This is a genomic window from Ornithinibacillus proteolyticus (assembly GCF_039581225.1).
GTDB lineage: Bacteria > Bacillota > Bacilli > Bacillales > Amphibacillaceae > Ornithinibacillus > Ornithinibacillus massiliensis.
The window spans coordinates 1-11,916 of the sequence record NZ_JBCPXV010000067.1 but is presented as its reverse complement, the minus strand read 5'-3'; the positions used below and the strand labels follow the sequence as shown (position 1 = coordinate 11,916).

The 11,916-nt window shown below is 33.7% G+C and carries 16 protein-coding genes; all 16 read right to left on the bottom strand.

Annotated features, from left to right (window positions below):
- Positions 1-557 precede the first annotated feature (557 nt).
- The 16 genes from AAIB49_RS18335 to AAIB49_RS18265 all read right to left on the bottom strand — a co-directional run bounded on the left by AAIB49_RS18335 (position 558) and on the right by AAIB49_RS18265 (position 11,653).
- A complete protein-coding gene (locus AAIB49_RS18335; RefSeq protein ID WP_343458883.1) occupies positions 558-773 on the bottom strand; it encodes a hypothetical protein in 216 nt (71 codons plus the stop codon).
- Between the two features lie 221 nt (positions 774-994).
- Positions 995-1,540, bottom strand: coding sequence for a nucleotidyltransferase domain-containing protein (locus tag AAIB49_RS18330; protein ID WP_343458882.1), 546 nt, complete (start codon positions 1,538-1,540; stop codon positions 995-997).
- A gap of 413 nt (positions 1,541-1,953) precedes the next feature.
- Entirely contained in the window at positions 1,954-2,403 is a 450-nt protein-coding gene (locus AAIB49_RS18325) for a DUF3995 domain-containing protein (RefSeq protein WP_343458881.1), read from the bottom strand.
- Positions 2,404-2,736: 333 nt separating this feature from the next.
- Complete coding sequence (gene arsC / locus AAIB49_RS18320) at positions 2,737-3,156, bottom strand: arsenate reductase (thioredoxin) (RefSeq protein ID WP_339214984.1); 420 nt, start codon at positions 3,154-3,156, stop codon at positions 2,737-2,739.
- 113 nt (positions 3,157-3,269) lie between these two features.
- Positions 3,270-4,559, bottom strand: coding sequence for an arsenic transporter (locus AAIB49_RS18315; RefSeq protein WP_343458885.1), 1,290 nt, complete (start codon positions 4,557-4,559; stop codon positions 3,270-3,272).
- Positions 4,560-4,585: 26 nt separating this feature from the next.
- A complete protein-coding gene (locus AAIB49_RS18310) occupies positions 4,586-4,930 on the bottom strand; it encodes an ArsR/SmtB family transcription factor (protein WP_186871518.1) in 345 nt (114 codons plus the stop codon).
- Positions 4,931-5,454: 524 nt separating this feature from the next.
- Complete coding sequence (lepB, locus tag AAIB49_RS18305; RefSeq protein WP_343458880.1) at positions 5,455-5,997, bottom strand: signal peptidase I; 543 nt, start codon at positions 5,995-5,997, stop codon at positions 5,455-5,457.
- A gap of 94 nt (positions 5,998-6,091) precedes the next feature.
- On the bottom strand, positions 6,092-6,565 hold the full coding sequence (locus AAIB49_RS18300) for a GNAT family N-acetyltransferase (RefSeq protein WP_343458879.1): 474 nt from the start codon (positions 6,563-6,565) through the stop codon (positions 6,092-6,094).
- 33 nt (positions 6,566-6,598) lie between these two features.
- Positions 6,599-7,375, bottom strand: a complete 777-nt coding sequence (gene yunB, locus AAIB49_RS18295) for a sporulation protein YunB (protein ID WP_343458878.1) — start codon at positions 7,373-7,375, stop codon at positions 6,599-6,601.
- Positions 7,376-8,001: 626 nt separating this feature from the next.
- Positions 8,002-8,547, bottom strand: a complete 546-nt coding sequence (locus tag AAIB49_RS18290) for a hypothetical protein (protein WP_343458877.1) — start codon at positions 8,545-8,547, stop codon at positions 8,002-8,004.
- Positions 8,548-8,824: 277 nt separating this feature from the next.
- Positions 8,825-9,058, bottom strand: coding sequence for a serine aminopeptidase domain-containing protein (locus AAIB49_RS20045; protein WP_481857892.1), 234 nt, complete (start codon positions 9,056-9,058; stop codon positions 8,825-8,827).
- A 164-nt stretch (positions 9,059-9,222) separates the two neighbouring features.
- Entirely contained in the window at positions 9,223-9,738 is a 516-nt protein-coding gene (locus tag AAIB49_RS18285; protein WP_343458876.1) for an alpha/beta fold hydrolase, read from the bottom strand.
- A gap of 84 nt (positions 9,739-9,822) precedes the next feature.
- The gene (locus tag AAIB49_RS18280) at positions 9,823-10,077 is read right to left on the bottom strand and encodes a hypothetical protein (RefSeq protein ID WP_343458875.1); all 255 of its coding nucleotides are present in this window, start codon (positions 10,075-10,077) and stop codon (positions 9,823-9,825) included.
- Positions 10,078-10,089: 12 nt separating this feature from the next.
- Positions 10,090-10,434, bottom strand: coding sequence for a hypothetical protein (locus AAIB49_RS18275; protein ID WP_343458874.1), 345 nt, complete (start codon positions 10,432-10,434; stop codon positions 10,090-10,092).
- 129 nt (positions 10,435-10,563) lie between these two features.
- Positions 10,564-11,250 (bottom strand): HAD family hydrolase, encoded by a 687-nt coding sequence (locus AAIB49_RS18270; RefSeq protein ID WP_343458873.1) that lies wholly within the window; start codon positions 11,248-11,250, stop codon positions 10,564-10,566.
- Between the two features lies 1 nt (position 11,251).
- Entirely contained in the window at positions 11,252-11,653 is a 402-nt protein-coding gene (locus AAIB49_RS18265) for an NUDIX hydrolase (RefSeq protein ID WP_343458884.1), read from the bottom strand.
- Positions 11,654-11,916: the final 263 nt, after the last annotated feature.

Here is an 11,916-nt window from a genome sequence, read left to right as displayed (position 1 = left end):
CGTAATAACTTACAACACAAGGCAATGAGTGACTGTTGCTTTTTCAATGGTTTTTCAGACCGTGTTGTATAGTGTTGATGCAGGGCTTTAAACGTTGGATTATGGGCAACTAGCGGACGAATGGCTACTAAGCTTCTTTTTCTCGGACATGGTATTTGTCTCCTCTTCATTCTTATGTCTCTAATTATAATATTCTTTGTTACTTATAGCTATCTTTATTTAATCAAAATCTATGGTATATATTCCGCTTACAGTATAGGCATTAGTCAATCTTTAGTTCTCTTTAGAACGTTTTTATTATGTATGGTCTTTTTATGAAAGCTTCTTTATTATCTCAACTGTTAATTCGACTAAAAATATCGTTAGCAGGCACAGTAAAACTAATTTCCACCATTTCAAATAATTCTCCTCCAATGCACGTTTTAAAGAAGTAGTTATAACCTATGAAAGATATCGCAATCAATAGAAAAGTTGATATAACTACATTAAATAAAGACTGTCTTAAAGAAACATGTGTTTTTGGATTTTATCTACAATTTCACAATATTAAATATTCCTTAATCCTGTTGGTTACTCAATAACGTTTCCACTTTCTTTTCTAATTTTTCAATTCTGGCTTCCTGTTTTATAAGAATTGTAATGAACACTGCTAATACGACTACAAGCAAAATAACTAATGCCCAAATGTTTTCTATGATAAAACCGAGGAAGAAAAATACAAAAACCCAACAAATAAAGATACAAGCAAATAATGTACCAATAAATTCCTTCAATTTAAAAATTCTCCTTCATTTCATAATTGATCTTTTATTGTCATTAACTTTTAATAGTTTATGCCCGATAGCATAATAACTTCTCCCTACATACAAACATAAAAATTATTAGATTAGAAATAGGTGGTCATCTACGACCACTTTGTTTTACTTTTATAGCATATAGTGGATATAGATTTCTCCACAAACCGCTTCTCCAAAAACTCTACCTCTTGCACCAGTTAGCCTAATAATTTATCAATTCTGCATTTAACTTCAAGGAGTAAAGAATGATTCATTGCTTCCTTTAACAAATGCGGGTATGTTACACCATGAGTTCTAAAATACTTTTCAATAAGCATAGCTTTTTCTAGTTTGTTTGGAATTAATAAATATAAAATATACCAATCCTCAAGCGAACATAAAGGAATATCAACCCCATGTATTTTTTTGTGAGCTACAATGGATGCCTGTTGCAGTGATAGTTTATAAATTCCTTCATCATGTTGTATTGCAAATCCACCCATCACATCAATATCGACACCATTTATTTTATATTTAGAGAAATATTTGGTACGAAAGGGGTTAGCACTTAATGCTTCTTTCGGTTTTCCGATGGATGACATAATTTTATTGAATTTGGTAGCATTTCTTTCATCTACTAATATATCGATATCATTTGGTTTATCGATTATGTTATAAAAGCTAAGGAGTAGTGAGCCACCAACTCCCCAAGTTATATTTTCATTGCTTAATCTGTCTCCGATTAAAGATAATGTTTCTAGCACATTAAACCTCCTAACCTTACTGTACCTTCAAGTAACATTAACATCATTATACCAAGACTACAGCAAGGTAAATTTGTATTGTAGAGATCAATATCTCTATTTCGATACTAACATAATATTAGAACAACCTTGTTGTTAGAAAAAAGCGATCACCTTATTAAGCACTCTGCGGTTACCCTAAGTACATTATCTCGCAAGATAATTATAAAAATGATATTCTCCAACTCTAGCACCTGTAACAAAAAACTATTATCTAAATACTAACATAACATTCCGAAATATAATTAGAATTCAACTGCAAAAAGGGTAATCCAAGTTGGATCACCCTCATTAATTTATTGCTTCCTATTCTAGAAGAGTGTGTTAGAATGAATGGCTTATTTGAGAAAATCCGTCGAGAGTTGAAAGAAGATTTACTGTTTTTTAACAGAAAAAAAGTAAAAAATCCCACCAATCATCCAAAAAGGTTCCCAAAAAAATAATCGCCAAAGCGTTGCATATAAATCTAAATCAAAATCTAAGATATTTATCGTACTTAAGGTAATGGTGATGAAATTAAGGAGCCCATATAAAAACAGTAAGGTCCCTACAATTTTCACAACATAATACAGCGTTCTATTTATGATAGCCTTCTTCCATTGAACAAGAAGAAGCAATAATAAAAGTAATCCAAGCAATTTCATAAAACCGGTAAGCCAAACAATCTTGATGAATGACGGGGAAGGGTTTAGGGACATTTCATATATAGAACCCCCTAGAGATCTAACACCAAGTAAGCCGCCCATTGCCCAATAAAAGCTCATACCTGAAAAAATGATAGTCCAAACAATGCCGAACGTTATAATCAAGTAATTCCTCTGCATTGGAAAACACTCCTCTGTTATAGTCTTGCACTTTTATACTAATCAGATATTCATCTAACATATTTTTCTGGAAGTCTATCAGAACTTAAATATGATAGAATAGTTTTCCATCTAGTACTGGATTATTTTCATATTCCTATCAATAATAACCATTTCCATCGTGTAAACTTTCTCTCTCTAAAACTAATACAGTATTAACTAAAAGTATATATGTATTTACATATAGAAAAAGGCTATTCTCTTACTTGAAGAATAGCCTTAAATTAGTTTATTTGCATAATTTTTTACTATACCGTGAGCCTTAATATACTTCAAATATCAACCTAGTATATTTTACTCTCCAGTTTCAGCAAAACGTTTAATACGTTCCCCGATTTCATCACGTACACGTTGGAATACTTGCCACTTTTCTTCATCTGTGCCTTCTGCTTTTGCAGGATCATCAAATCCCCAGTGCTCTCTTTTTACATGTGGTGGTGTCATTGGGCAACGATCAGCAGCATCACCACATAGGGTAACTGCCATTGTCGCATTGTTTAAATAATCGCTATCAATTAGTTCGGATTCTTGCTCGGAAATATCAATTCCTACTTCTTTCATCGCTTTTACCGCATTAGGGTTTAATCCATGTGCCTCAATCCCAGCGCTTCGAACTTCCCATTCATCACCTAGAAGCGCTTTAGCCCACCCTTCTGCCATCTGACTTCTGCATGAGTTACCAGTACATAAGAAATAAATCGTTTTTTTAGCCATAATCATTCTCCATTTCTATTTTGTTTTTTCAATATTTATCTCTATTTTTTCTTAGAATTGCTGCTGTTTTTACCATCAATCGTACGTATGATTCAATTCATTTATTAATACCATTACAAGAAATAAAGCGTAAGATATAATCCAAGTAACGTAATGAATAGGATAGGAATGGTTAAAACAATACCCGTCTTAAAGTATGTTCCCCAGGATATCTTTACTCCTTTTTGTGATAATACATGAAGCCATAATAAAGTGGCTAATGAACCAATTGGTGTTATTTTTGGCCCTAAATCAGAACCAATAACATTGGCGTAAATAAGTGCTTCACGTATTACTCCAGTCGTGTTCGTATCTGCAATGGCAATCGCATCAATCATAACGGTTGGCATGTTATTCATAATGGATGACAGAATGGCCGCTATAAATCCCATGGAAATTGTTGCAACAAATAATCCTTGCTCTGCAGCAAGCTGGATTAAATTAGCTAATAGATCCGTCAACCCAGCGTTACGTAAGCCGAATACAACGACATACATTCCGATGGAGAAGAATACAATACTCCAGGGTGCGCCTTTGATCACTTCCATGGTGTTAACTGCCTTACTTTTTCTAGCTACTAGTAGGAAAAAGATAGCAATAACCCCTGCGACAATCGAAACTGGGAGATGGATGAACTCACTAACAAAATACCCAATTAATAAAACGGATAATACATACCAGGATAGATTAAACATCTTCTTATCTTTAATTGCTTCAGACGGTGGGGTTAATTGTGAAACATCATAGTTCCTCGGAATACTTTTTCTAAAGTAAATTAAAAGGATCACGATAGTTGCAACAAGCGAGAAGATATTTGGTATAATCATTCTCGTTGCATATTCCACAAATCCAATATTAAAAAAGTCTGCAGAAACTATGTTGACTAAGTTACTGACAACAAGTGGTAAAGAAGTTGTATCAGCGATAAATCCGCTCGCCATTATAAATGGGAAAACCATTTTTTCTTTAAAATTCAAATTTCGAACCATCGCTAGAACAATTGGTGTAAGTATTAATGCTGCACCATCATTTGCAAAAAAAGCTGCAACGAAAGCACCAAGTATACTTACATAAATGAACATCTTTATTCCATTACCTTTTGCGATTCTTGCCATGTGCAAGGAAGCCCATTCAAAGAACCCAATTTCATCTAATACTAACGAAATAAGGATAATTGCTACAAATGCTAAGGTTGCATTCCAAACAATCCCTGTTACCTCAATCACGTCTTGAAAACCAACGACACCTATTAAGAGTGCCAAGATAGCACCACCACAGGCAGACCATCCAATTGATAATCCTTTTGGTTGCCAAATAACGAATACTAATGTGACCAAAAAGATTATTATTGCGAGTATTCCCATTGCTGACAAATAAGTTCCCCCTTAAGTTAACAACAAGTAATTCGTGTTCCTTGTTCTTCTAATTCTCTTAATTTATCATCTTGATTTGGTAGATGTTTTAGGATTTCTTGAACAAATGGATAATGTTCATGCGATTTATTCATGGAGTAGAATATCCATTGCCCTCTCCGCTCTTCTTTTATTAATCCTAAGTCTCTTAACTTACGAATATGTTGACTAATGGATGGTTGGCTTGTTTTAAATATTTCCACAAACTCACATACACAACAATCATGCTTATCAAGTAACTTCATCATAGTTAAGCGTGTCTTATCCCCTAATAACTTTAAGATCGCTGACGCTTTATCCATTTCAATAGTTGCTTTTGACATACTCTATTCACCACCTAATGCATTTATTTATAATTATATAATGATTTGCTTATATAAACAACATATAAAGTTAGCTAACGTTAGCTATTTTCAATCAAAGGGAGATTATAGCTTCTCCCTTTCTTCTTCCTATCTACTATTTATCAACATGATTTCAAGTCTGTTGATCTTTGGATTTAAAAGAGGATTTACTGTCAAGTAGGTTTAATTCGTGCATGTTTGATTGATATAGGCTTAAGTTAAAATAGTAAACTGCTAATTATACTGCACATCTTGTTGGTTGGCTGTTCAACAATTTGTTCTAAATGTATGTTCAGAAGTTGAGTAAATTTTGTCATGAGCGTATCTTGTATTTAACTCGTTTGAAGACCCGTTCGTTCTTTCCGGTCAGTAGCGCATAGCCATTTTGTAGCAGCTATTATAGTTATAAAATCAAAGAGGATGATAAAAAAGTGCAACACTCTCTATTGGAGTAGATGCACTCTTTTATGCTAAAAATTCTAGTTGAGGTTTGATTAAATAATTTATTTCGTTATAATTTTTATTTCATTTAATGGATAGTAAACAATATTCGTTGTTCCAACTACTTTATCGAACGGTATTGCTCCAATATGTCGGCTATCTGTACTATGCCTTCTATTATCGCCTAACACGAATAGGTGGCCTTCTGGAACGGTTTCACTACCTACTGCGGTATCCTCTAAGGTAAAGGATCCTGTTAGTGTGCCTTGTGTTTTTTCTTTAAAACTATCTAAATAAGGTTCATCATATGCTTCTCCATTTATATATAAAACATCATTCTTATATTCAATTCTATCACCAGGGAGACCAATTACACGTTTAATATAATCTTTACCTTCCGGGGCGTGAAACACAACAATATCAAATCTTTCGGGTTCCCCAATTTTTGTTACAATCATGCGGTCCCTGTCCTGTAGAGTCGGATTCATCGAAGATCCGTCCACTACAACCGGTGTAAAGATAAATGTGCGAATAAGGACGACTAATACAATTGCTCCAATTATCGGCTTGAACCATTCTAATATTTCATTTTTCTTCTTTGCCAATTCTCAGCCTCCGCTCAAGTTATTTAACTATATACTTATTTTACCATTAGTTAAGCAATCTTATATATATTTTTCCAAACTATTGTTTGACTAGCTAACTAGTAAACTCTTGAATTAATCTACCTTCCTCTGTTCGCTCAGTAAAGTTTCCATTTGTGTATTCCTTAATGACATTTCTCCAAAATAACTGTGCTGGTTTATTTTTACCCATTTGAAAAACTTCCCATTTTCCCTTATGTAAACCAAATATATTTTTAGCTACTGATGTACCTAAACCAGTTCTTCGATACTTTTTCATAATAAAGAATTCAGATATAGAATAATAGGAATTCGTTTCTGTTGTTATTCGTTTAACTAAAGCAAATCCTGCATAATATCCATTTATCTTAATTAGATATGGGAAATGATTATCTTTCGCCCAATAATCGTTTAACGGATAGTTGCTGTATTTCCCATTTTCTTCAACGTGTACATCAATAAACTCCGAAAAATCGTAAATATAGAATTGTAATAAATTCGATAGTATCTCTTGTTGATCTAAACGCGCATAAATTAGTTCATAGTGCATCTGTAGCTGCTTCTCCTTTATTTCAATAGCAATTTAATCTTCCAAATCCTCTATCGGAACTGCAATAGGAGGATTACCTCCACTACCACCGTAAAATTCCGGCACTTTTCCCATTATTAGGCTCTTGTCAATCAATATTCGAGAGCTAACTTTAGTAACATCCGTTGTAAATGGTATCATAATTTGAACTTCTGCTTCGACCTGTACATATAGCGAAACATAGACATTATTAATATCTAACTGTTGAATTTCTTCTATTAGTTCTGTTTCCACATTACCTATTAGCTCAAGTTTAACGGGTATTCTTGGGCCTAGGTTAGCTAGAATTGAATTTCCAGTTGCTTGACCTATTGGTATTTCGATAACAGTTGGATCACGATCAACCAATTCTTCTACCGTGTCCCCATACACTTCTGGCTCTCCAAGAGGATTAGAATACTGTGTGGGTAATCCTCGATTCATACTATAGAAAAATTCTTCCACACGTTCTGTTGCCGCACGTTTAATTTTATTTACAACAGTGGGATTATAACCAATTATAGATACATAACCTGCTTCATTCCTATCCGTTATCGCTAAATCGTCAAACGAATATTCTTCAGCAAACTTAACAGCAGAATTGATTCCTCTAGTAGCAAATTCTTTCGTTTTTCTCTCGGCAATTTGTACGATAGTTGGCGTTATTTTATGATCAACAAATTCTAAACTAAAATATGTAATCACAATGACTAATATAAAGGAGAGAAATAACAAAAATCGTGTAGAAGATGCTGTACCCCCTTTATTTAATCCTATCCGATGCTTTTTCATAAAAACCCACCTCAGTACAATCTATGCTTGTTCTAAGATAGGTAGGACTTAAATTTGTCGAGTGATTAATATTAAAAAAATAGTTTCTAGTTGTTTATCTTGTTATGTTCGTAATTTCAATACGTTTATTACTATATTAACATAATATTCCAAATATGGAACCGATATTTTTTGATGAAAAGCGGGTAAATAATCTCCCTATTAACTTTTGTTATCCTATTCGTCTCCTCTCTAACTAACAATATGCTAGCAGATATTCCTTTTTACTATATTCTAACCTAATATTCCATTATCTGAATAGAAACCTTATAATGTTCTAAATTCTTATCCCTGTTTATGAAAGCTAGATAAACTATCTTATTACGTTCACCTAATATCTTATGAGCTTATACTTTTATAATATAGATGGTACACAGCCAATGGTTCGAAACCTAGCGTAATGAACAAACATAGTTTACTTATTTTTGATTTCTTCTAATAAAGTAATTACTCGTTCATTTTGTCTTAATAGTATTATTTTGCTTTCTAATTGCCGTAAAATCGTATAAAAACACAAATAATATTACTGTTATAATGATCAGCACATCATCTTCCCCCTAATTTAAACTCTGCTTCGACTAATACACTTATTTTTCAGCACTTATAGTATTTTGATTTAAACATTCTATCTCCGAAAAAATTTGCTCCCAACTTTTATTATGTTCTTCCACGTTACAACTATTGATGGAGCTAGAAAACATCATAATTTCCTCTTTTGTAGTATCGTCTAGGATTTCTTGAGATTGAATACTTTGCTGGAAAGTCTTTATCGTCTCTTGCAGAGTCAGAAGTTCTGTATGTACTTTTCCCGGGATTCCTTCTAGAATAGGATCGTTTACGTTATCTATACCTCTATCTAAATTGCCGAAATGATAGTTAAGCGTTTCGCTAACCTCTTGTTCCTCCCACTCTATTTCTTTCGCTGATTTTAATCCTAAATAATGATGAAGGCTTCTTAAATTACTTTCAACCTCTAAATAATACAGGTACATCGTTGCTGATTCTAATTTGTCCTTCTCATTTACATATTTTCCTCGCTCTGTAAGAAAAAAGATAAAAAGAATTAAAATGGTAATAATTAAAACCCACATGATTAACGAATGGAATTTTCTATATGAATAGTTGTTAGACATTAATTATAGACTCCTTTTTATATTATCTAAACGCATTGGGATCGTTATTACTTGTTCAACTACCCTTCCAATTAGCTTTCATAAGATCATTCCATATGAAGATGTAATTACAATTCCAAAATAGGTTTGGTCTACCCATTTGAGTTAACCTCTTGCACCTTTTCAAGTTCTTAATACTCCGTTTCTAAATCAATGGTAACCTAATATTCTGGAATTCTTTCGCTAGAAAAAAGCGACACTCGGTAATAGACTTCTGTATTGTTAGCAAAAGGTCAAATCACACCGCACCCAATACATTGTCTCGCATAATTTTATAAAAAAGTTCATGTTCCTCAATAAAAGGTGTATGGGATGAATTTTCAAAGGTGTACATTTCCTTGTATGGGGATTCTATTGATTCATAAAAACGTTTCGCCTGCGTGTGAGTAGTTAGATAATCATGTATTCCTTGGAGTATAAATACTGGGAGGTTAAGTGTTGGTACTAATTTTATTAGATCAATTGTAGACATAGCATGTGCTAATGACTGATAGCTATAATAACTACCACTTAGGATATTCATTCGTTCTTTAAAAATATAATTTGGACAGGAGAAAATATCTTTCAGAGTCTGAGTGAAAGAGTAGCCTTCACGTTTAAAACCCCCACCATACTTTTCTGTAAACTATTTTCTTATTACAGCATACGAATGATTTTCCGATCCATTGCTGTTTTTAAGATATAATCATATGTCTCTTTTTCAGAATCTTTTTGCGCCCCTATTTGGCCTACACCAATATAAGCGTAGAATAACTCAGGCCGTTTACTTGCGACAATACTACCAAGATAAGTACCCCAGGAATGCCCAATCAAATAAATCTTGTCTTGGGAATACTTTTTCCGTAAATAATTTACTACTTGAATGGTGTCCTCAACCATTTGTTCCAACGTTAGAGGATTTTTGGCTTCTTTATTATCGTACGACATTCCTGTACCTCTTTGATCCCAATAACAGATATCGAATAATTGCTCGAATTTGGTACCATAAGCTTTATTAACTGGATAGACCGGAAATCCAGGACCTCCATGTAAAAATAATAATAATGGTTTTCCTTGATTTAAAGATTCGATAATCAATCCTTGTCGCGACCCATTTATTTCAACATACTCTTTTGTTACTGTCCCTTTTTTATTTATCTGGTTTTTATTCATCAAAGGTTTCTCATAAGACTCTATAATCATTCTCCCATTCCCTTCCCTTTGTATTGGTCTTGCTGAGTGGTAATAATTTTATATTTACTTACTAAGTCTATTATTTTGAATGACACCTAATACAATTAATAATAATCCAAGGATCAATAGTAAACCGACAAAGAAATTATCAAAAATTGCTGGCATATTTGGTTCACCTGGATACGATCCATTTCCATTCAGTTTTACAGGAAAACTATCACTAACGTATAGTAAAACAGCAATAAATCTTTCCGTTGTAAATAATACAGCACTTAATCCAATCATAACTATTCCTGAAATAAAACTAACTTTCCCCATTTGAATTACCCCCTATGTTATATTTATGCTTAGAGAAGCTCCAGTAGGATGAGTCCATTTCTCAACCGGATACTCCCTTTCCTGATGTACATGTGCCCGGAGTCCAGTCAGATACTCCCAATCCATACGTACATGCACCCGATTTCCAGACAGATGCTCCCTTTCTTCATGTACATGCGCCCAAAATCCAGTCAGATGCTCCCAATCCATACGTACATGCACCCGAACTCCAGACAGATGCACCCTTTCCTTATGTACATACTCCCAAAATCCAGACAGATGCTTCCAAACCACATGTACATGTACTCTTTTCATAACCGTCTTTAATGTATCATACAAACATTTTACGACAGGCAATTACAGGTATTATCTCGTCTATATAGCTACTATTCTATCAATAAAAGTATCTATAATAATAGTAAAACATTGAATCATAACATTAAGAATTACCAATATGTATGCCGCATTTTATAAACTGAAAATTATTTATGTAATAACCTTTAATAATTCATGCAGAGACTTAATTTCAACAATCCCTTGCTGAGGGTGATAACGTTTATCTATTCGGTTTAACCATATACCATTCATTCCAGCCATTTGACTGGCTAATGCATCTGTTTGCAATCTGTCTCCTACATAATAGCAGTTTGCAATTGGGCTATTTGTAAGTCTACAAGCTTCCTTGAAGATAGTACTATCTGGTTTAGCCGCGCCCACTTCACTTGAAGTGATAATAGAATCAAAGTGATCTTCAATACCTATACATCGCAATTTTTCGACCTGTTGTTGATATTCACCATTACTAATAATGCCTAGCCGATAACCTAACTGAATTAATTTGTTCAATACATCTATAGTATCTGGATAGGCCTTCCAATTATCTTTATAGAAAGAGAAATATTGCTCAAATTTCTCATCAGCTTCATCATTGGTAAGATCAATTTCAACCATCTTAAATAGTTCCATCATTCTTGCCCTTTTTTGCTCTTGAAATGACAATTCATTCGTTAAAAATTTATCAAAGTACTTACTAGAAAGTTGCTTCCAAACATCAATTGCCTGTTGATTAGAAAAAGTTGAGAGATAACGGTTAGCTCGGAAAAAGTCTAAAATTCCTTCCCGTTCTGCATAATCATAATCGAGTAAAGTACCGTCTATATCAAAGAAAATCATCTTATCTCCCACCTTTTAAATTCCGTTCAATTTTTAACCCTTCATACACAGCCCAACAATGATGGTCGTGAAAAAGGAGCTCTTGAACATCATGAATATCAACCCACTTTATAAAGTGGTCCTCTTCTATTGGCTCCTGTAGCTTGTCCAATAATGCTGCTAAGTAAAAATATGCCTCATTTAATAATGGCTCATTTTTAGTAGATTGAAAATACCTTTTTGCCTCACCTATAAAAGAGCCTATTGATACGCTATATCCAGTTTCTTCTAACATTTCTCTATGTAAGCATTCTTGAAAACTCTCGTCCTTTTCAATTCCACCACCGGGCAAAAAATAATGTCCTCTTGTAGTGTAGACAGTTAAAACCTTCTCCCTAGTAGTGTTGAAAATAACAGCGTACACGCCTTTTCTTATTTCATAATTAAGATCCGTCTTTTTTTCTCCAAAAACCCTAATCAGTTTCCCCTCCACTGATTCCTTATTGCCCTGTTGGTATGAAAAACAAAATTAATATAAGTAATCTTTAATTGCTTCCACTTGAGTATTGCGGACAGATTGAGCCAGAAGTGCGAAGTTTTGAGCCACTGTATGCGGACGTTTGAGCCAGTAATTGCGGAAGGGAGAACCATCGCCAACGCTTTGCCATAATTAGCATAGGTACTGTA